A 20,418-nucleotide genomic window follows, 5' to 3' on the forward strand; every position below is an offset into this window, starting at 1 on the left:
CCCGTTAGCCCTTTTTGCCGATCTTGGGTTCGGTACCCGCCTTGAGGCGGCGCAGGTTGGGCCAGTGCTTGGCATAGATCAGCACGGTCAGTGCCAGGCAGAGGAACATGAATTCGCCGCGCTCAAAGAACAGCATCCACAGCGGCAGGCTGGCGACTGAGACCAGCGCCGACAGCGACGAATAGCGCGTCAGCACCGCCACGATCAGCCATGTGGCGCAGGCCGCAAGGCCCAGCGGCCAGTAGAGCGCCAGCATCGTGCCCAGATAGGTCGCCACGCCCTTGCCGCCGCGAAAGCCCAGGTAGACCGGGAAGAGATGGCCCAGAAAGGCTGCCAGCCCGGCGATCTGGGCGGCGTCTTCGCCAATGGCTTGGCGCGCGATCAGCACCGCGATGCCGCCTTTGCCCGCATCCAGGATCAGCGTCAGAAAGGCGGCCAGCTTGTTGCCGGTGCGCAGCACGTTGGTCGCGCCGATATTGCCCGACCCGATCTGGCGCAGATCGCCCAGCCCGAAAAGCCGCGCCATGACGATGCCGAACGGCACCGCACCCAGCAGATAGCCCAGCACCGCCGCAAGGCCCAGGATCATTGGGTCAGTTGTGATGGGGGGCATAAGTTAATCTCCGAACACCTGTCGCCCTGACACGAAGGTTGCCAGAACCTTACCCTGCATCCGGGCGCCGTCATAGGGGGTGTTCTTGGATTTTGAACGCAGTTCGTGGCGGTTCATCACGAACGGAGCCTCGGGGTCGAACAGCACCAGATCGGCAGGGGCCCCGGCGCTGAGGCGGCCGGTTTCCAGGCCCAGCCGACGCGACGGGTTCAGAGACAGCGCGCGGAACAGCGTCGGCAGGTCAAGGTCGCCCGAATGATACAGGCGCAGCGCGGCGGGCAGCAGGGTTTCAAGCCCCACGGCGCCGCTGGCGGCCTCTTCAAAGGGCAGGCGTTTAGATTCCTCGTCCTGCGGCGTGTGCATCGAGCAGATCACGTCGATCAGCCCAGAGGCCACGGCCTGCACCAGCGCGACGCGGTCGTCCTCGGACCGCAAGGGCGGCTTGAACTTGAAGAAGGTGCGGTAATCGCCCACGTCGAATTCGTTCAGCGTCAGGTGATGGATCGACACGCCGGCGGTGACGTCCAGCCCGTTGGCCTTGGCGCGTTCCAGCGCGGGCAGGGCGCGGGCGGTGGTGATCTGGTCGGCGTGGTATTTCACGCCGGTCATCTCGACCAGCGCCATGTCGCGGTCCAGCGCCATGCGTTCGGCCATGGGGGTGACGGCGGGCAGGCCGCGCAGGCTGGCGAACTTGCCGCTGGTGACGGCAGCGCCCGATGACAGGCCCGGATCTTGCGGATGCGCGATGATCAGCGCGCCCAGGCTGCGGGCATAGGTCATGCAGCGCGACAGAACCTTGGTGTTCTCGGTCACGCGGTCGACATCGGAAAAGGCTACCGCGCCCGCATCCAGCAGGAACCCGATCTCTACCATTTCGCGGCCCTCGCGGCCCTTGGTCAGGGCGGCCATGGGCTTGATGCGCACCGGGGTGTCCTCGCGCGCACGGCGGGTGACGAACTCCAGAACCTCGGGCGTGTCGATGGCGGGGGCGGTATCGGGGCGGGTGACGATGGTGGTGACGCCGCCGGCTGCGGCCGCACGGCCGGCCGAGCGGAACGATTCCTTGTGCCGATCGCCCGGCTCGCCGATCTTGACGCCGATATCGACGATGCCCGGCGCCAGGCATTTGCCGCGCCCGTCGATCACCGTTTTGGCGGCGGGGGGCGTGCCGGTGCCGGTTTCGGCGATGGTATCGCCCTCGATCCGCAGCCAGCCGGGCGTGTCGGTGCCGGCCTCGGGGTCGATCAGGCGGATGTTAGTTATCAGGGTCATTGCGGGGGTCTCCGGCGGGTCATGCGACCCAGATCATCAGCAAAACGGCAAGGGCAAGAAACAGCAGCGCGAACATGGCGCCCATGCCGCGGGCGCGGGCCGGGCTGAGGGGCGGTTTGCCCTGGCCCAGCTGGCCCTTGGCGCTGTCCGAGCGCAGATCGCTCATCGGCACGTCGGTGGGCGTCAGGCCATAGCTGCCCAGAAAGCGCAGCGGCGGTTTGGGGGCAAAGGCGGTGTCGGCGCCCTTTAGGGCCTGCGAAAACACCAGCAGCACCGGCGCGCTCTGCGCGTTCAGCATCGCGGCATCGGGCGCGACCTCGGAGGCGTCCATGCCGTTGGCCTCGGTCAGGTAGCGGGCAAAGCCATAGTCTTTGAGCGTTGCCGGATCGAAGATCTCGATGAAATCGTGATCGGGGTGGATGCTAAGCCCCAGCGCCTCGGCCAGCGGCCAGTCGACGTGATCGCCGTCATCGGAATAGGTTTCGGTGTTGAAGGCATCGATCTGATCGACCGGAATATCCACGGCAAAGACCCAGACCCGGCGGTGGTGGTCGGTGGGGATATCCAGCCCGCGCATGATCATGCCATCACGCCCTTTTCCTCGCGCGAGGCGCGCAGGTTGCGGGCCAGCAGGTCCATCGCGGCCATGCGCACGGCGACGCCCATTTCGACCTGCTCCTGGATGACGCTGCGGTTGATGTCGTCGGCGATGGTGCCGTCGATTTCTACCCCGCGGTTCATCGGGCCGGGGTGCATGACGATGGCGTCATCCTTGGCATGGGCCAGCTTTTCGGCGTCCAGCCCGTAGCGGTGGTAATATTCGCGTTCCGACGGGATGAACCCGCCATCCATACGCTCGCGCTGAAGGCGCAGCATCATCACCACGTCGACGTCCTTCAGCCCCTCGGCCATGTCGTCATAGACCTCGACCCCGAATTGGTCGATCTGCACGGGCATCAGGGTCGGCGGGCCGACAAGGCGGATGCGGTTTTCCATCTTGCCCAGCAGGATGATGTTGCTGCGGGCCACGCGGCTGTGGGCGATGTCGCCGCAGATGGCGATGTTCAGCCGGTGCAGCCGGCCCTTGGCGCGGCGGATCGTCAGCGCATCCAGCAGCGCCTGCGTGGGGTGTTCGTGCTTGCCGTCACCGGCGTTCAGCACGGCGCAGTTCACCTTTTCCGCCAGCAGGTTCACCGCGCCCGAATGCGGGTGCCGCACCACCAGCAGGTCGGGATGCATCGCGTTCAGCGTCAGCGCCGTGTCGATCAGGGTTTCGCCCTTTTTGATCGAGCTGGCCTGCATCGCCATGTTCATCACATCCGCGCCCAGCCGCTTGCCCGCCAGTTCGAAACTGGCCTGGGTGCGGGTCGAGTTTTCAAAGAACATGTTGATCTGGGTCAGGCCCGCCAGCGTATCCGACCGTTTGTCCGACCGGCGGTTCAGATCGACATAGGTGTCGGCCAGATCCAGAACGGCGGCGATCTCGATGGGGTGCAGCGGCTCGATCCCGAGAAGATGTTTCTGCGTAAACGTCATGGGAGCCCTCGAAAAGATTGCCATGCTTATAGAAAGGGTGGCGCTGCGCGGCAAGCCGGGGATCGGCCCGTCTTTACCTTTGCGGACAGGGGGCCTAGCGTTTGGGCGATGGAATCGCAGCTGGATTATCATACGGCAAAGGCGCTGCTTGAATGGCAGATCGAACTTGGCGCGACCGAGGCGATCTGTGATGCGCCGATCAACCGCTATGAGGCCCCTGCGCCGAAACCGGCCAAGGCACCGGTTCAGGCCGCCGTGGCGCAGCCGGTCAAGGTGGCGCAGGTCGATCCCGTGGACGAGGCCAAGACCGCCGCCGCCGCTGCGGGCAGCCTTGAGGCCCTGCGCGCCGCGATCGAGGCGTTCGATCACTGCGATCTGAAAAAGGGCGCGCGCAGCACGGTGTTTGCAGATGGCGGGGCGCAGGCCCGTGTGATGGTCATAGGCGAGGCCCCCGGCGCCGACGAGGATCGCCAGGGCCGCCCGTTCGTGGGTCGTGCCGGTCAGCTGCTGGATCGCATGTTCGCCGCCATCAGCATGGCGCGCGATGCGACGGATGCGGAAAAGGCGATCTACATCACCAATATCCTGCCCTGGCGCCCGCCCCAGAACCGCGACCCGAAGCCCGACGAGGTGGCGATGATGCTGCCCTTTGTCGAACGGCATATCGAACTGGTTGCGCCGGATGTTCTGGTGCTGATGGGCAATCATTCCTGTCAGGCGCTGCTGGGGATGCGCGGCATCACCCGGCTGCGCGGCAACTGGGCCGAGGCCGCCGGCCTGCCCGCGATGCCGATGTTCCACCCGGCCTACCTGCTGCGCAACCCGCAGGCCAAGCGCGAGGCCTGGCATGATCTCTTGATGCTTCAGGCCCGTTTGCGGGGCGGCTGATGCGGGTTTTGGCGTTCTCTGATCTGCACCTGTCCCGCTCGCGCGCGGCGGTGTTGGTCGAGGCCAGCGCGCAGGCCGATCTGGTGATCGGGGCGGGCGATTTTTGCAACATGCGCAAGGGGTTGGATCAGGCCATGGGCCTTTTGGCCGGGATCGCCGCGCCCATGGTCATCGTGCCCGGCAATGCCGAAAGCCACGCCGAGCTGCGCGCCGCCGCGCCCGATGGGGTGCAGGTGCTGCACGGGTCGGGCTGTTCGGTGGGGGGATTGCGGCTGTTCGGGCTGGGCTACGGCGTGCCGGTCACGCCCTTTGGCAGCTGGTCCTGCGATCTGACCGAGGCGCAGGCACGTGACATGCTGGCGGGCTGTGAGGCGGCCGATATCCTGATCACCCATTCGCCGCCCAAGGGCATTGCCGACCGCACCTCGGGCGGGGTGTCGGTGGGCTCGGTCGCGATTCATGAGGCCATTGGCCGCATCCGCCCCCGCCTTGCGCTTTGCGGGCATATTCACGATAGCTGGGGTGCCGAAGGCATGATTGGGCACAGTCGCGTCGTCAACCTTGGGCCCACGGTCAATTGGTTCGAGGTTCCTGAATGATCGACCCTGTCACTCTGCTTACCTTCGTCCCTGCGGCGCTGGCGCTGAACCTGACGCCAGGGGCCGATATGATGTTCTGCCTCGGGCAAGGTCTGCGCGCCGGACCAAGGGCGGCCTGGGCGGCAAGCGCCGGTATCTCGGCGGGCAGCATGGTGCATGTCGCGATCGCTGGGATGGGATTGGGTGCGGCGGTGCAGGCCATGCCTTGGGTGTTCGACATTATCCGCTGGGCGGGTGTCGCCTATCTGCTGTGGCTGGCCTGGGGCGTGCTGCGGCAGGGGGGCGGCGCATCCGGGGCGCCGATCCAGCCTGCGCGCCATGCCTTTCGGGATGGGATGCTGGTCAATCTCACCAACCCCAAGGTGGTCCTGTTTGTCCTCGCCTTCATCCCACAGTTCATCGAACCTGCCGCAGGGTCGATCCTGATACAATTCCTGTCCTATGGTCTGGTGATCGCGATCGGCGGTTTCATCGTCAATGGCGTGGTGGGCCAGTTCGCCGGAGGTGTGGGGCGCCGCCTGACTGGGGACCAGAGGCTTGGCCGGGTGCTGAGCCGGTTCACCGCCGGAATATTCGCCGCGCTTGCGTTGCGGCTTGCTCTTCTTGAAAGGACCTGATCCCTTGTCCCGCATCGACGAAAGCAAAGACTTCATCCCGGTCCGCATCGCGGTTCTGACCGTGTCGGATACGCGCACAGCCGCCGACGACAAATCGGGCGATACGCTGGTGCAGCGGATCACCGATGCCGGGCATATCCTGGCCACCCGCGCCATCCTGCGCGACGACCGTCCGCAACTGGCCGAGCAACTGCGGATCTGGACTCAAGACCCCGATATCGACGTGATCATCAGCACCGGCGGCACCGGCCTGACCGGGCGCGATGTCACCGTCGAGGCGCATCGCGATGTCTATGAAAAGGAAATCGAGGCCTTCGGCACGGTGTTCACCATGGTCTCGATGCAAAAGATCGGCACCAGCGCGGTGCAAAGCCGCGCAACGGGTGGCGTGGCCAACGGCACCTACCTGTTCGCGCTGCCCGGCAGCCCGGGCGCCTGCAAGGATGCCTGGGACGAAATCCTGGTCTGGCAGCTGGATTACCGCCACCGCCCCTGCAACTTTGTCGAGATCATGCCGCGCCTGGACGAGCACAAGCGCCGGAAATAGCCGCCAGGGCCGTAACAGAGTTGTGCTTGGAGCTGGGCCTGCGCGGCGCTATCCTTGTGTCTGCGCACTGATCAGCGAAAGGGCTGAGTTCTATGGGTTTTCTGCGACGTTCGCTTGCCGGGCTGTTTCTGACGGCGGTGACGCTGGGCTTGCTGGTCTTTGCCGGCTACCTGGTCATGGCCGCGGTGCAGGATCGCATGGCATCCGACCCCGGCGGCCCGCCGGCGCGCGAGCGGGTCTTTGCGGTGAACGTCGTGCAGGCTCAGGCCCGCGACATGCGCCCCGAACTGACCGCCTTTGGCGAGCTGCGCAGCCGCCGCACGCTGGATCTGCGCACCAAGGTGGCGGGCACGGTCGTTGCCCTGCACGAGAATTTCGAAGAGGGCGGGCAGGTGCGCGCCGGTGAGTTGCTGCTGCGGGTCGCGCAAGAGGATGCCGAGGCCGATGTGCTGTCGGCCCGCGCCGATCTGGACGAGGCCGAGGCAGAGCGCCGCGATGCTGCCCGCGCGCTGGAAATCGCGCGCGATGAACTGGCCGCCGCCGAGGAACAGGCCCAGCTGCGGGCGCAGGCGCTGGCGCGTCAGACAGATGTGCGCGATCGCGGCTATGGCTCGGACGCGCTGGTCGAGGGGGCCGAACTGTCGGCCGCCGCCGCCCGCCAGGCGGTATTATCGAACCGTCAGGCCCTGGCCAATGCCGAAAGCCGCGTGGACAGCGCCGAAACCCAGCATACCCGCGCCGGGCTGGCCCTGGCCGAGGCCGAGCGCCGCCTGGCCGACACCGAGATACACGCCGCCTTTGCCGGCACGCTTAGCGGTGTTTCCGTGGTGTCGGGCGGTCTGGTCGCGGTGAATGAACAGGTGGCCCAGCTGATCGCGCCCGATGAGCTTGAGGTGTCGTTCCGTGTCTCGACCGCGCAGTTCGGGCGCCTGTTGGATGATGCGGGCGCGCTGATCACGGCGCCGGTCACGGTCACGCTGGATGGATACGGCGCCGATCTGACGGCCACCGGCACGCTGACCCGCGAAAGCGGCGCGGTGGGCGAGGGGCTGAGCGGGCGCTTGCTGTTCGCGCGGCTGGATACGGCGCCCGGTTTGCGGCCCGGCGATTTCGTCACCGTTCGCCTGCAAGAGCCCGAGCTGCACAACGTGGTGCTGGTGCCCGCGACGGCGCTGGATGCGGGCAATACCGTGCTGGCGCTGGGCGCGGATGACCGGCTAGAGGAAATTCCGACCCGGCTGATCCGGCGTCAGGGCGATGACGTGATCCTAGCGGCCGACGGCCTTGAGGGGCGCGAGATCGTGGCCGAGCGCGCCCCGGTTCTGGGCGCGGGCATCAAGGTGCGGCCGCTGCGGCCCTCGGCCAGTGCCCAGCCCGACACGCCCGAGATGCTGACCCTCGACCCCGAGCGCCGGGCGCGTCTGATCGCCTTTGTCGAAGGCAACAGCCAGATGCCCGCCGAGGTCAAGGAACGGGTTCTGGCGCAGCTGGCGCAGGATCAGGTGCCGGCCCAGACTGTCGAGCGGCTGGAAAGCCGCATGGGGGGCTAGGCGGTGCTGGGCGGCGGCGCGGCGCGCGGGGTTTTGTCCTATTTCACCCGGCATCGCACGGTGGCGAACCTGCTGCTGGTGGTGATGATCGTGGCGGGCCTTGCGGCGATGCCGCGCATGCGCACGCAGTTCTTTCCCGATGTGGTCAATGACGACATCACCGTCGGCGTCGAATGGGAAGGCGCCGGGGCCGAGGATGTGGACGCGGGCATCATCCAGGTGCTGGAGCCCACGCTGCTGGCCGTCGAGGGGGTGGATACGTCGACCGCGCGTTCGGTCGAGGGCAACGCGGTCATCACCCTGACCTTTGAGCCGGGCTGGGACATGAGCCGCGCCGCCGACGAGGTGCAGCAGGCCGTTGATACCATCACAACCCTGCCCGAAGACGCCGAAGAGCCCACCGTGACCCGCGGCATCTGGCGCGACCGGGTGACCGATGTGGTGATCACCGGGCCGGTTGGTGTCGATCAGCTGGGCCGGTTTTCCGATGAGTTCGTGGCGCGCCTGTTCGCGCGCGGGGTGACGCGCACCACGATCCGGGGGCTGGCCGCGCCCGAAACCATTGTCGAGGTGCCCTCGGCCGCGCTGCTCCGCCATGATGTGACCATGGCCGAGATCGCCGCCGCCATTGCCGCCGAGGCCGATACCGCCCCCGCCGGCGACGTGACCGGCGCCAATGCCCGCATTCGCACCGGCGTGGCGAAACGCAGCGCGCCGCAGATTGCGGGGATCGAGCTGCGGTCGAACGCCGATGGGTCAAAGCTGACGATCGGCGATGTGGCCCGCGTGCGGGTCGAGGGCGGCGACCGAGAGCGCAGCTATTTCGTGGGCGACCACCCGGCCATTTCCGTTCGCGTGGACCGGTCGGACAAGGGCGACGCGATCCGCATTCAGGGCATCGTGCAAGAGGTCGCGGATGAACTGAACCAGACCCTGCCCGAGGGCGTCCGGGTCGAGCTGATCCGCACCCGCGCCGAGGCCATCACCGGACGTTTGAACATCCTGCTGGAAAACGGCGCGCTGGGCTTGGGGCTGGTGCTGATATTGCTGTTCCTTTTCCTGAACGCGCGCACCGCATTCTGGGTGGCGGCGGGCATTCCGGTGGCGATGCTGGCCACGATTGCGCTGATGTATCTGACCGGGCTGACGATCAACATGATCTCGCTTTTCGCGCTGATCATCACCACCGGCATCATCGTCGATGACGCCATCGTGGTGGGCGAACATGCCGATTTCCGCGCGCGCCGTCTGGGCGAGCCACCCATCGAGGCCGCCGAGAACGCCGCCCGCCGCATGGCCGCGCCGGTGTTTTCCGCGACGCTGACCACGGTGATCGCCTTTTTCGGGCTGACGGCGATTGGCGGGCGGTTCGGTGACCTGATCACCGACATTCCGTTCACGGTGATCGTGGTGCTGCTGGCGTCACTGGCCGAATGTTTCCTGATTTTGCCGCATCACATGGCCCATGCGCTGACCCATACCGCGCAGCAGCACTGGTATGACTGGCCGTCGCGCAAGGTGAATGACGGCTTTCGCTGGGTGCGTGAGCGGCTGTTCCGGCCGCTGATCACGCAGGTCTTGCGGGTGCGATACCCGGTGCTGGCGTTGGCGCTGGTGCTGCTGGCAGCGCAGGTGTCATCGGTCATTCGTGGCGATGTGCAGTGGCGGTTCTTTAACGCGCCCGAACAGGGGTCGATCTCGGGCAATTTCGCCATGGCCGAGGGCGCCAGCCGCGATGACACGCTGGCGATGATGCGCGAATTGCAGCGCGCCACCGATGCTGTGGCCGCCCGCTATGAGGCGCAATATGGCACCAACCCGCTGGATTACGTGCTGGGCGAGGTCGGCGGAAATACCGGGCGCGGGCTGTCGGGCGTCGAAAGCAAGGACAGTGATCTGCTGGGCTCGATCGCGATCGAGCTGATCGACGCCGACCTGCGGCCCTATTCGTCCTTTGCCTTTCTGGCCGAGTTGCAGGACGAGGTGCGCCAGGGCCCGCTGGTCGAAACGCTTAGCTTTCGCGGCTGGCGCGCGGGGCCGGGGGGCGATGCGCTGGATGTGCAGTTCTTTGGCGCCGATGCAGCCACGCTCAAGGCCGCGGCAGAGCGGCTGAAGGCGGCCGTGGCGCGCTTCCCCGAGGTCTCGGCCGTTGAAGATAACATGGCCTATGACAAGGAAGAGCTGATCCTGGACCTGACCCCGCAGGGCACGGCGCTGGGCTTTGGTATCGACACGCTGGGCACAGTGTTGCGGCACAGGCTGAACGGGATCGAGGCAGCGACCTATCCCGACGGGCCGCGGTCGGCCACGATCCGGGTGGAACTGCCCGCGGGCGAGCTGACCGCCGATTTCCTCGACCGCACGCTGCTGCGGGCCTCGGGCGGTGATTACGTGCCGCTGGCCGATATCGTGACCGTGACGCGCCAGACCGGGTTTTCGACCGTGCGCCGGGTGAACGGCGTGCGGCTGATCGCGGTGACGGGCGACATTTCCGAAGACGACCCGGCCCGCGCCGAAGAGATCATGCAGATCCTGCAACAGGACATTCTGCCCGGTATCGAAAGCGATCTGGGCGTGGGCTGGCAGCTGTCGGGCCTGGCCGAGCAGGAGGACGAATTCCTGTCGGATGCGCTGACCGGGATGACGCTGTGCCTCTTGGGCATTTACCTGACGCTGGCCTGGATCTTTTCCAGCTGGACCCGGCCCATGGTGGTGATGGCGATCATCCCGTTCGGGCTGGTCGGCACGATATTCGGGCACAGCCTGTGGGAGGTGCCCCTGTCGATGTTCACGGTGGTGGGGCTGTTGGGGATGACCGGCATCATCATCAACGATTCGATCGTGCTGGTGGGCACGGTGGATGACTATGCCCGCACGCGCGGGCTGCGCGTGGCGATCATTGACGCGGTGGCCGACCGTCTGAGGCCGGTGTTCCTGACCACGGCGACCACGGTTCTGGGGCTGGCGCCCTTGCTGTATGAAACCTCGCAGCAGGCGCAGTTTCTCAAGCCGACGGTGATCACGCTGGTCTACGGGCTGGGCTTTGGTTTGGTGCTGGTGCTGACGGTGGTGCCCGCGCTGCTGGTGGTGCAGGCCGATTTCGGGCGGCAGGTGGCATCCCTGCGCCGGGCCTTGCGCAAGGGCGCGCATTCGCCGCGCGCGGTGCGACTGTTGGGACCTGTGGCGGCGGGGCTGGGCCTGTGGTTCGTGCTGACGATGGGATGGGCGGTTGTGACGGGCGGATTGCCCGGTCCGCTGGCGGCGATTGCGCCGGCCGGGATGGGCGGGGCGCTGGTTCTGTTCGTGATCGGGGCGGGGGTGATTGCCGGCGCGGGCTGGGCCGCGCTAGAGGCCGGTATCAGCCGTCAGGGCAGCCGATGATCGAGATCGCCTGCTCGCCCGACAGCAGGGTGATCTCTACGCCCTTGCGTTCCAGGTCAAAGGGTTCGCCCGACATCGGCACCAGGTCGGACACGGCGGTCAACGTGTTGCCCGCGCGGCTGACCATGGCCTCGGACACCCAGACATCGGGGTCGCCGGTCTCCATCACCGCAACCTCATCGGCGCCGATCTGCGCGATGTGGATATGGGCGGTCAGGCGCAACCCGTCGTCGATGACCTCGGTCTGGCATGACACGGCGGCGACACCGGCCAGATCGCCGGGCACGGGCCGCGCGGCCAGGGCGGCCTCGATCGGGGCGGGCTGGGCGCTGTCGGGCAGATCGGCCGCCAGCGAAATTTCCATCGGCAGGCAGATATCAAGGCATACGCCCAACTCGACCGCGCCGCGCAGGGCGATGGGCTGGCCGGGTTCGCTGGGGGTCAGCTCTAGCGGCAGAACGACCTCGTCCTTGTAGCCGATCGTGCGCATGTCATTTTGATAGAACACCTCGGGGCGCGGCCAGTGAACGGTCACGCCCGCCAGGTTTTCCGACCCGACCCAGTTAAAGCTGGGCGGAATGCCCGAATCCCCCGGCGCGCGCCAATAGGTCTTCCAGCCCGGGGCCAGCGTCAGCCGCAGCCCGGCCATCTGCCGCCCGTCGCCGGTTTCCCAGCCGGGCAGCACCTCGGCCCGAACCACCCCGGCCAGATCGGCATAGGGATCGCCCGCCAGGGCGGGTGAGGTCATCAGGGCCATCAGGGCAAGGGGCAGCGCGCGCTTTGTCATAGCCTGAACATAAGGCCCTGAGCGCGGTATAGAAATCACAATCCGGCGATGGGATTGTAACCAAAGCACGGGTTTCCCTTGCAATACCGCCGATCAGCCTCATTCTTAATGGTATGGAACCGATTGCTCCGCAGATGGATCTCAGCGGCAAGCTGCTGATCGCGATGCCTGGAATGGGCGACCCCCGTTTCGAGCATAGCGTGGTCTATGTTTGCGTTCATTCCGATGAAGGCGCGATGGGGCTGATCGTCAACAAGATCGCCTCGCAGCTTAGTTTTTCCGAACTTCTCGAACAGCTGGATATCGCCCGCCCGCATGGCGACCGTGATATCCGGGTGCATTTCGGGGGGCCGGTCGAACATGGGCGCGGTTTTGTGCTGCATTCCAGCGACTACCATTCCGAAAAGGCCTCGACGATGGATATCGACGAGGTGTTCGGCCTGACCGCCACTCTGGATATCCTGCAAGACATGGCGCGCGGCACGGGGCCGCGGCAAAGCCTGCTGGCGCTGGGCTATTCGGGCTGGGGGCCGGGGCAGCTTGAGGAAGAGATCGTGCAGAATGGCTGGCTGACCTGCGATGCGTCGCCCGATCTGGTGTTTGATCGCGACAATGGCGGCAAGTGGACTGCGGCGCTGCACCGGATGGGTGTCGACCCCAAGCTGCTGTCATCCGAGGCGGGTCACGCCTGATTCCCCATTCAGGGGCGCGGGGCGGCCGCGCGCGACAGGCGGTCGTTGATCGCCAAGCCCAGCCCGTGCATTGGCACGGGGGCAATGGCGATGGTCTGGCCGAGGGCGGTCATGGTGTCGGCCCGGCGCAGGAAGTGAAAGAGGTTCGCCGCCGCCTCGACCAGGTCGCCGTTGGGCGACAGGTTCAGCGCGGCACCGTCGCAATCACGGCCAAAGCCGATCCATAATTCGGACGCTTCCGGCGCGGTCACGTTCAGCCGCACCGGCGCGCCGGGCGCGTAATGCGACCCAAGCTGGCCCGGCGCGGTGATCGGATCGCCCTCGGCGCGGCGGATCAGCTGTGCACCCAGGCAGGCCTCGATATCCTCGGCGGGCAGGCCGCCCGGGCGCAGCAGCGTCGGCGCGCCGGTCAGGCCGATGATGGTCGATTCAACCCCCACCGCGCAGGCGCCGCCATCCAGCACCGCCTCGATCCGGCCCGACAGGCCGTCCAGCACGTGTTGCGGGCTGGTGGGGCTGACGCGGCCCGAGGGGTTGGCCGAGGGCGCGGCGACCGGCCCGCCGAATTCGGCCAGCAGCGCATGGGCCAGCGGGTGTTCGGGCACGCGGATCGCCACGCTGTCATTGCCCGCCGTCACCAGCGGCGACAGGCCGGCATCGGGGCGCAGCGGCAGCACCAGCGTCATCGGGCCGGGCCAGAACGCGCTGGCCAGCCGTTCGGCCGTGTCGTCGAACCGGGCATAGCGGCGGGCGGTTTTCAGGTCGGGCAGGTGGATGATCAGCGGGTTGAAATGCGGCCGGCCCTTGGCCTGAAAGATGCGCGCCACGGCGGTGTCGTTGCAGGCGTTGCCGCCCAGGCCATAGACCGTCTCGGTCGGCAGCGCGACCAGCCCGCCCGCCCGCAGGATATCCGCCGCGCGGACAATCCCGGCGGCATCGGGGGGCAGAATTGTCGTGTCGATCGGGCCGGTCATCTGACGTTGCGTTTGCCTTGATGGAGCTTTGGCGCTTATTACGCTTAAACGTTGGGGATAGCTACCCGGTCATGCCCGTGACCGGGATCATCCGAATATGAGGGAGAAGATCATGCCGTATCGGTCGCCTGTCGGGGATATCAAGTTCATTTTCGACCATGTGGTCGGCCTGGCCCGCGTCGGCGAGACCGAGCACTATGCCGAGGCGACGGGCGATGTGGTCGATGCCATCCTGACCGAGGCCGGCCGGCTGTGCGACGAGGTGATGGCCCCGCTGCAACGCAATGGCGACCTGACCCCGGCGCGGCTTGAAAACGGCGTTGTGCGCAGCTCTCCGGGTTTTGCCGAGGCCTTTGGCCAGATCTCCGAGGGTGGCTGGATCGGCATTTCGGCGGATCCCGAATATGGCGGCATGGGGCTGCCGGGGGCGCTGAGCATGGCGGTCAGCGACATGATGAGCGGCGCCTGTCTGGCGTTGCAGCTGAACCCGCTGCTGACCCTTGGCCAGATCGACGCGCTGGAGCATCACGCCGATGACGCAATCAAGGCGCTGTATCTGCCCAAGCTGATCTCGGGCGAATGGAACGGCACGATGAACCTGACCGAGCCGCAGGCCGGGTCGGACGTGGGGGCGGTGGCCTCGAAAGCGGTTGATAACGGCGATGGCACCTATGCGGTGACCGGGCAGAAAATCTTTATTTCGTGGGGGGATAGCGATTTCAACAGCAATACCTGCCACCTGGTTCTGGCACGTCTGCCCGACGGGGCGCCGGGCACGCGCGGCATCAGCCTGTTCATGGTGCCCAAGTTCATTCCCGATGAAAACGGCAACCCCGGTGTGGCCAACAGCCTGAAAGTGGTCAGCCTGGAACACAAGATGGGCCTCCACGGGTCGCCCACCTGCGTGATGCAGTTCGACGGGGCGACCGGCTGGATGGTCGGCCAGCCGCACAAGGGCATGGCGGCGATGTTCACGATGATGAACAACGCGCGCCTCAGCGTGGGCCTGCAAGGCGTCGGCGTGGCCGAGGGTGCCTATCAGCACGCGCTGGCCTATGCGCTGGAACGCAAGCAGGGTCAGACCTCGATCGAGAACGGCACCGGCACGATCATCGACTTTGCCGATGTGCGGCGGATGCTGACCACCATGAAGGCCGAGATCTTTGCCGCCCGCGCCATCGCGCTGGACTGTGCGGTCGCGCTGGATCTGGGGCGCGCTACGGGTGACGCCGATCAGGCCGCGCGGGCCGCGCTGCTGACGCCGATCGCCAAGGCCTATGGCACGGATGTCGGCTGCCAGGTGTCCGAGATGGGCGTGCAGGTCTTTGGCGGCATGGGCTTCATCGAGGAATCGGGTGCCGCGCAATATTACCGCGACGTGCGGGTGACGGCGATTTACGAGGGCACCAACGGCATCCAGGCGATGGATCTGGTGGCGCGCAAGATGATGGATGGCGGCGAGGCCGCGTTCCGCCTGCTGCAAGAGGTGCAGGATGCGGCCGAAGACACGCGCGGCATGATGCCCGAGCTGTCGAAACAGGTTTGGGTCGCGGCCGAGACCCTGCGCGAAGCGACCGAGGCCCTGATCGGGACCGAGATGAACGACCGCTTTGCCGGGGCCGTGCCCTATCTGCGCGCCTTTGCGCGGGTGCTGGGGGCGCATTACCACCTGCGTGCCGCCCGGGCCGAGGGCGGCAAGGGCCCGCGCAGCGCGCTGGCCGAATTCCACATCCGCCGTCTGCTGCCTGAACACACGGCGCTGTTGATCCATGCGGCTCAGGGCGCGGCGGGGCTGTATGCGCTAAGCCCCGAGGATCTGTCGGCCTGATGGATGGAACATTGAACCCGATCCGCTATCCTTGGCCCGAGCCGCCCGCCACTGGCGAGGCGGTCGAGGTTGCCGAGGGCGTGCTGTGGATGCGGCTGCCGCTGCCGATGGCGCTGGATCACATCAACGTCTACGCGCTGGATGACGGCGACGGCTGGACGGTGATCGACACCGGCATGGACACCCGCAAAAGCCGCGCGATCTGGGGCGACCTGCTGGCGGGGCCCTTGGGTGGCAAGCCCGTAAACCGGGTGATCGTCACCCATCACCACCCCGATCACGTCGGGCTGGCGGGCTGGTTCCAGTCCGATCATGGCGCCGAGATGATCACCACCCGCACCGCCTGGCTGATGGCGCGGATGCTGGTGCTGGACGAACAGGACCGCCCCACGCCCGAAACGCTGGCCTATTGGCGCAGCGCCGGGATGGCCCCCGAGGTCTATGACCAGCGCCTGAACGAGCGGCCCTATAATTTCGCCGATATCGTCGCGCCTTTGCCGCTGGGCTATTCGCGGATCAAAGAGGGCGACTCGATCCGCATGGGCGGGCGCGACTGGCAGGTGCATATCGGCAATGGCCACGCGCCCGAGCACGCGACATTCTGGTCGCGCGACTGTGCGCTGGTGCTGGCAGGCGATCAGCTGTTGCCGTCGATCTCGTCTAACCTTGGCGTCTACGCGACCGAGCCGGGCGCCGATCCGGTGGGCGAGTGGCTGGAAAGTTGCGAGAAGTTCCGCGCCTTTGCCCGCGAGGACAACCTGGTGCTGCCGGGGCACAAGCTGCCCTATACCGGCCTGCCCGCGCGGCTGATGCAGTTGATCAACAACCATCACCACGCGCTGGATCGCCTGCGCGAACACCTGGATACGCCCCATACGGCGGGCGAATGTTTCCAGCCGCTGTTCGGGCGTCAGATCGGGGGCGGGGAATATGGGCTTGCCCTGGTGGAATCCGTGGGCCATCTCAATCATCTGTTGCATAATGACGAGGTGACACGCACCCGCCGGGCCGATGGCGCCTGGCTGTGGCGCCTCAAGGAGAGCTGATTTGGCCGATACCGACGCCGACGAGACCACCCCGCCGCCCAAGTTCGGAGACTGCCGCGAACCGCGCGCCCGCATTGCCCACGCCGATCCGGGGCCGCCGCTGACCGAAACGCTGCCGCTGCCCGAGGCCGTGACCCGTCGCCCCGTCGAGGAAAAAAGCGAGGCCGAGTGGGCCTATGAGCGGCTGATTCTCTATATCAAGAACTTCGAGGAACAGCTGGACGCCGAGCACGAGGTCGCGATGGGCTTTGCCGGCGGTGATGCCGGGGTGCTGCGGATCGAGGGCGTTGGCTATTTCGACCCCGATATCGTCACGTTTTACGGCAGCGACGAAACCGGCGCGCGCACCCAGCTGGTGCAGCACGTGACCCAGCTGAACGTGATGCTGCGTGCCATGGCCAAGGCGCAGGATGCGCCCGAGGCCCGGCGCATCGGGTTTCAGCTGGTGCAGGATCTGGAACACGAACAGGAACAAGACCGCGACGACGCATAGCCCCCGTGACAGGCGGATCAATATCCGCTATTCGGGGCCGGAACAGGGATCATGGAAAGGGAGACACCCATGGCGCAGCACAAGCACGGTTCGATGGATACCGCCGAACAGGAAAAGACCTTTGAGGGTTTCGTGAAATTCTCGGCAGTGGTCGCAGTTTTGTCGATTCTGGTCATCATCTTCATGGGCCTGGCCAATTCGTGATCTGACCGGCGGGCCCTGCGCCCGCCTTTTGCTGTGGTACCCGTGATGCGCCGGTTTCTCATTCTCGCCGCGCTGCCGTTGTTTCTGGCAGCCTGCACCGCCGAAAAGACCTGGGCCCCCGAGGAACAGGTTCAGGCCGCGCGCTACCGGCATCCGGGGCCGGCAAAGCTGACGCTGTATACGATGCTGAACAACCGCACGAATGCGGGCGGTCACAGCGGGCTGATGATCAGCGGCAGCCAGCGCGTGATGTTCGACCCCGCCGGCACCTGGTGGCACCGTGCCGCGCCCGAGCGCAACGACGTGCATTTCGGCTTTACCCCGGTGATGGAACATTTCTACGTCGACTACCACGCCCGCGAGACCTATCGCGTTGTGGTGCAGGAACTGGAAGTCTCGCCCGAGGTGGCCGAGGCCGCCTTGCGGCTGGTGCAGGAAAATGGCGCCGTGTCCAAGGCGATGTGCTCGAACGCGACCAGCGGTGTGCTTAGCCGGGTGCCCGGTCTTGGGCCGATGCGCCAGACCTTTGCCCCGCGCAAGCTGATGGATCAGTTCGGTGCGCTGCCCGGGGTCAAGACCCATGTCATTTATGATGATGACGATGACGAAAACGGCGACCTGCTGGTGTCTCAGCAGATCGATCCGGTGAATTAACCCAATCCGAACAGCACCAGGTAAAGCGCCGCAAGGCCGCTGAGAATCGCCAGCAGAACGTTGCGCGACAGGATGCCCACGCCCAGCGTCACCGCCGTGGCGGCCAGGCGCGCGGCGTCGGGCTGCCCCCCGGTTGCGGCGGGCCACAGCACCATCGGCGCGATCAGTCCGGGCAGAACCGCCACCGCCGTATAGCGCAGGTGGCGCAACACCCATTCGGGCAGTTGCCGGTTGCCGATGATCCCCAGAAACGAGAAACGGATCAGGAAGGTGCCGATCCCCAGCGCCACGATCGTGACCCAGGTGATAAAGGTGTCGGGGCCGGTCATGCCTTGCGCCCTTTCGTCCACAGCTCGACCTGGGCGCCCACGATCATCGCGGTCAACGCCGCGATCAAGAGGCCGCTGTTATAGGGCAGAAAGGCCAGCAACAGCGCCCCCGCCACCGACGTGCCCGCAGCCGCCACATGGGCCAGCGTGCGCAGCGCGGGCGCGACCAGAGCCAGGAATGTGATCGGCACGGCGAAATCCAGCGCGAATTCGGGCGGGATAGCCTTGCCCACCAACGCGCCTACCAGCGTCATCAGGTACCAGTTCGGGCAGATCGGCGACACCACGCCAAAGTAATAGGCCACCTTTTGTGGCAGGGTCATCTGCGGCGTGTCCTCGAACCGCGACACGCCCACCGCATAGGACTGATCGACCAGGAAATAGGCCATCACCGCGCGCTGCCACAGCGGTGCGGCGCCCAGATGCGGCACCAGAGCGGCCGAATACATCGCCATGCGCAGGTTCACCGCCAGCGCCGTGACCAGCACGATCAGCGTGGGCGCGTTTTCTGACAGCAGTTGCACCGCCGCGAATTGCGAGGCCCCCGCGATCACCAGCACGGTAAAGCCCATGACCTCGGCGATGTTCAGCCCGGCCTCGGTTCCGACCACGCCGAACAGCAAGCCAAAGGGCCCGACGACCAGCACAAAGGGCGCGCCGTCGCGCACGCCTTTCCAATACCAGGATTTCGCTGTGGCCTCGGACATGTGCCGCCCCTAGACTGTGCTCATCTATTCGGCATTAGGGCAGCAGGGCGCGCGATGCAAACGCTGCCACAGGTGACGCGGCGGAACGGGGATGATGCAGCCATACGGGGTGATTCTGGCGGGCGGGCGGTCGACTCGCATGGGCGGGCAGGACAAGGCCACGCTGCGTCTGGCCGGGCGACCGATGCTGGCCCATGTGCGCGACCGGATCGAGCCGCAGGTCGCCGGGCTGGCGATCAGCGCAGGGCCAGACCCCGCGCGGTTTGCCGATGCCGGGCTGCCGGCGCTGGCAGATGCGGGCGATCAGGGGCCGCTGGCGGGCATTCTGGCCGGGCTGGATTGGGTCGCCGATCAGGGTGGCGCGCATATGGTCAGCGTGGCGGTGGATACACCGTTTTTCCCCTGCGATCTGGTGCCGCGGCTGTTGCTGGCCTCTGAGGGCGCCGCGCCCATCGCCATGGCCGCCAGCGACGGGCGGCTGCACCCGGTGTTCGCGCTGTGGCCGGTGGCGTTGCGCGATGATCTGCGGGCCGCGCTGGGCGAGGGGCAGCGCAAGGTGCGGCACTGGGCGCAGGGCCATGGCATCGCGCAGGCCGATTTCGCGGTGTCAGGGGTGGACCCGTTTTTCAACCTCAACACGCCGCAGGACCTGGCGCGGGCCGAGGCGCTGTTGGCCTAGTCGAACGTGCCCGACACCCGCCCCAGCAACATAAACGCGCGCGCGGTGCGGGTTTCGGCCAGATCGCTCAGTTCCTGATCGCTGGCATTGGGTTCGAATTCGGTCAGCGTGTGATCGAACTGGCGCAGGAAATGATGGGCCGCGTCGCGGAACACGGGGTCTTGGCGCATCCGCCCCGATGTCAGCGCCAGGCTGGACCGGTCGCGCACGCCGCCAAGCGCCGCAATGGCCGGGCCGCGTTCGCCCTGGGCAAATTTACGCCAGACCTCGGGCCGGGCGCGATCGGGGCGCAGGTCATCCATGTAGATGCCGTCCTGGCTAAGGAGGGTCAGCACGTCCTGGGCCGAACGCACCAGCCGCGCGGCCGAGCGATCCTGCAGGGCGCGGCGCAGGGCGCGGAAACCGTCTTTGTCTTCGGCGGTTTCAGGGAAGTTCAGCGCGCGGATGAAGTCGTCAACCGGCAGCGGCGGGGCCATGTCCTCGGCCGTGGTGCCCAGGGCCAGCGACGGCTGATCGGCATCGGCGCCGGTGGCCGGTTTCGGCGGGGCGGGGCGGTCCTGCCGGGCGCGGCTGCTGGCAAAGGTGGCGATCACCGTTTCGGCCTGCCGCGTGGCGGCGGCAATTTCGTCCAGCTTTTTCTCGACGGTCGGGCGCACGCCCATGGTCGCGCTTTGCTGCTGTTGGATATAGGTGTGGCGCATGGCGTCGATCGCCGCCTGCAGGCGCGCTGATTCCTCGCGGATGATCTTGGACGACTTGGCCGCCGAGGCCCCCACCCAGATCAGCGCGATCGGCATCACGATCGCCAGCAGCGTCATCACGAAGGTGCCCGGATCGACCCGCAGCCCGTTCTCGTCGCTGCCGGCGAAAGAAAAGAAAACCACCGTGATCAGCAGCCAGAACACACTAAGCGCAAGCGCGATCATATCCGCCGGGGTGATCCCGGCCGATTTGATCCTGCGGCCGTACACGCCCAGTTCGATCGGTGTCTGCTGTTTTTTATCTTCTGCCATGTCGGACAG

At 66.5% G+C, this 20,418-nt stretch carries 22 protein-coding genes; 13 read left to right on the top strand and 9 right to left on the bottom strand.

Annotated elements, in window-relative coordinates:
* Positions 1-4: 4 nt before the first annotated feature.
* Genes plsY through OE856_RS13395 form a run of 4 tightly spaced genes read right to left on the bottom strand, consistent with a single transcriptional unit; the run spans position 5 to position 3,421 of the window.
* A complete protein-coding gene (plsY, locus tag OE856_RS13380; RefSeq protein WP_263716656.1) occupies positions 5-613 on the bottom strand; it encodes a glycerol-3-phosphate 1-O-acyltransferase PlsY in 609 nt (202 codons plus the stop codon).
* Between the two features lie 3 nt (positions 614-616).
* A complete protein-coding gene (gene pyrC / locus OE856_RS13385; RefSeq protein ID WP_263716657.1) occupies positions 617-1,885 on the bottom strand; it encodes a dihydroorotase in 1,269 nt (422 codons plus the stop codon).
* Between the two features lie 19 nt (positions 1,886-1,904).
* Complete coding sequence (locus OE856_RS13390) at positions 1,905-2,468, bottom strand: hypothetical protein (protein WP_263716658.1); 564 nt, start codon at positions 2,466-2,468, stop codon at positions 1,905-1,907.
* Positions 2,465-3,421 carry an aspartate carbamoyltransferase catalytic subunit gene (locus tag OE856_RS13395; protein ID WP_263716659.1) on the bottom strand — a complete coding sequence of 319 codons (957 nt, stop codon included), beginning with the start codon at positions 3,419-3,421 and terminating at the stop codon, positions 2,465-2,467. Before OE856_RS13395 ends, OE856_RS13390 begins: the two co-directional genes overlap by 4 nt.
* 108 nt (positions 3,422-3,529) lie before the next feature.
* Here OE856_RS13395 and OE856_RS13400 point away from each other — a divergent pair, with 108 nt between their 5' ends.
* The 6 genes from OE856_RS13400 to OE856_RS13425 all read left to right on the top strand — a co-directional run bounded on the left by OE856_RS13400 (position 3,530) and on the right by OE856_RS13425 (position 11,003).
* On the top strand, positions 3,530-4,309 hold the full coding sequence (locus tag OE856_RS13400; RefSeq protein ID WP_263716660.1) for a uracil-DNA glycosylase: 780 nt from the start codon (positions 3,530-3,532) through the stop codon (positions 4,307-4,309).
* Positions 4,309-4,908 (top strand): metallophosphoesterase family protein, encoded by a 600-nt coding sequence (locus tag OE856_RS13405; RefSeq protein WP_263716662.1) that lies wholly within the window; start codon positions 4,309-4,311, stop codon positions 4,906-4,908. The genes OE856_RS13400 and OE856_RS13405 overlap by 1 nt, the downstream gene beginning before the upstream one ends.
* Entirely contained in the window at positions 4,905-5,525 is a 621-nt protein-coding gene (locus OE856_RS13410; protein WP_263716664.1) for a LysE family translocator, read from the top strand. The genes OE856_RS13405 and OE856_RS13410 overlap by 4 nt, the downstream gene beginning before the upstream one ends.
* A gap of 4 nt (positions 5,526-5,529) precedes the next feature.
* Positions 5,530-6,072 carry a molybdenum cofactor biosynthesis protein B gene (gene moaB, locus OE856_RS13415; RefSeq protein WP_263716665.1) on the top strand — a complete coding sequence of 181 codons (543 nt, stop codon included), beginning with the start codon at positions 5,530-5,532 and terminating at the stop codon, positions 6,070-6,072.
* 92 nt (positions 6,073-6,164) lie between these two features.
* Entirely contained in the window at positions 6,165-7,622 is a 1,458-nt protein-coding gene (locus OE856_RS13420) for an efflux RND transporter periplasmic adaptor subunit (RefSeq protein WP_263716666.1), read from the top strand.
* Positions 7,623-7,625: 3 nt separating this feature from the next.
* The gene (locus OE856_RS13425) at positions 7,626-11,003 is read left to right on the top strand and encodes an efflux RND transporter permease subunit (RefSeq protein WP_263716667.1); all 3,378 of its coding nucleotides are present in this window, start codon (positions 7,626-7,628) and stop codon (positions 11,001-11,003) included.
* Here the strand turns inward: OE856_RS13425 and OE856_RS13430 are convergent.
* Positions 10,981-11,751 (bottom strand): protein-disulfide reductase DsbD domain-containing protein, encoded by a 771-nt coding sequence (locus OE856_RS13430; protein ID WP_263716668.1) that lies wholly within the window; start codon positions 11,749-11,751, stop codon positions 10,981-10,983. The genes OE856_RS13425 and OE856_RS13430 overlap by 23 nt on opposite strands.
* A 152-nt stretch (positions 11,752-11,903) precedes the next feature.
* Between OE856_RS13430 and OE856_RS13435 the strand changes: the two genes are divergently transcribed.
* Entirely contained in the window at positions 11,904-12,482 is a 579-nt protein-coding gene (locus tag OE856_RS13435) for a YqgE/AlgH family protein (protein ID WP_263716669.1), read from the top strand.
* Positions 12,483-12,490: 8 nt separating this feature from the next.
* On the opposite strand, the gene OE856_RS13440 is transcribed toward OE856_RS13435, so the two are convergent.
* Positions 12,491-13,456: an L-threonylcarbamoyladenylate synthase gene (locus OE856_RS13440; RefSeq protein WP_263716670.1), complete on the bottom strand. Its 966-nt coding sequence runs from the start codon at positions 13,454-13,456 to the stop codon at positions 12,491-12,493.
* 112 nt (positions 13,457-13,568) lie between these two features.
* Between OE856_RS13440 and OE856_RS13445 the strand changes: the two genes are divergently transcribed.
* The 5 genes from OE856_RS13445 (at position 13,569) to OE856_RS13465 (ending at position 17,681) form a co-directional block, all read left to right on the top strand.
* Complete coding sequence (locus tag OE856_RS13445; protein ID WP_263716672.1) at positions 13,569-15,284, top strand: acyl-CoA dehydrogenase; 1,716 nt, start codon at positions 13,569-13,571, stop codon at positions 15,282-15,284.
* Positions 15,284-16,330, top strand: coding sequence for an MBL fold metallo-hydrolase (locus tag OE856_RS13450; protein WP_263716673.1), 1,047 nt, complete (start codon positions 15,284-15,286; stop codon positions 16,328-16,330). The genes OE856_RS13445 and OE856_RS13450 overlap by 1 nt, the downstream gene beginning before the upstream one ends.
* A 1-nt stretch (position 16,331) precedes the next feature.
* The gene (locus OE856_RS13455) at positions 16,332-16,823 is read left to right on the top strand and encodes a DUF6173 family protein (protein WP_412174889.1); all 492 of its coding nucleotides are present in this window, start codon (positions 16,332-16,334) and stop codon (positions 16,821-16,823) included.
* A 69-nt stretch (positions 16,824-16,892) separates the two neighbouring features.
* Entirely contained in the window at positions 16,893-17,027 is a 135-nt protein-coding gene (locus OE856_RS13460) for an aa3-type cytochrome c oxidase subunit IV (protein ID WP_263716674.1), read from the top strand.
* A gap of 45 nt (positions 17,028-17,072) precedes the next feature.
* Positions 17,073-17,681, top strand: a complete 609-nt coding sequence (locus tag OE856_RS13465) for a hypothetical protein (RefSeq protein WP_263716675.1) — start codon at positions 17,073-17,075, stop codon at positions 17,679-17,681.
* Here OE856_RS13465 and OE856_RS13470 read toward each other — a convergent pair.
* Both OE856_RS13470 and OE856_RS13475 read right to left on the bottom strand, forming a co-directional pair.
* Positions 17,678-18,010, bottom strand: coding sequence for an AzlD domain-containing protein (locus OE856_RS13470; RefSeq protein ID WP_263716676.1), 333 nt, complete (start codon positions 18,008-18,010; stop codon positions 17,678-17,680). The two genes, OE856_RS13465 and OE856_RS13470, sit on opposite strands and share 4 nt — an antisense overlap.
* A complete protein-coding gene (locus OE856_RS13475) occupies positions 18,007-18,717 on the bottom strand; it encodes an AzlC family ABC transporter permease (protein WP_263716677.1) in 711 nt (236 codons plus the stop codon). The genes OE856_RS13470 and OE856_RS13475 overlap by 4 nt, the downstream gene beginning before the upstream one ends.
* A gap of 91 nt (positions 18,718-18,808) precedes the next feature.
* Here OE856_RS13475 and mobA point away from each other — a divergent pair, with 91 nt between their 5' ends.
* Positions 18,809-19,396 (top strand): molybdenum cofactor guanylyltransferase MobA, encoded by a 588-nt coding sequence (mobA, locus tag OE856_RS13480; protein ID WP_263716678.1) that lies wholly within the window; start codon positions 18,809-18,811, stop codon positions 19,394-19,396.
* Here the strand turns inward: mobA and OE856_RS13485 are convergent.
* Entirely contained in the window at positions 19,393-20,409 is a 1,017-nt protein-coding gene (locus tag OE856_RS13485) for a hypothetical protein (RefSeq protein ID WP_263716679.1), read from the bottom strand. The genes mobA and OE856_RS13485 overlap by 4 nt on opposite strands.
* Positions 20,410-20,418 lie beyond the last annotated feature (9 nt).

Source organism: Actibacterium sp. XHP0104 (assembly GCF_025751515.1).
Lineage (GTDB): Bacteria > Pseudomonadota > Alphaproteobacteria > Rhodobacterales > Rhodobacteraceae > Actibacterium_D.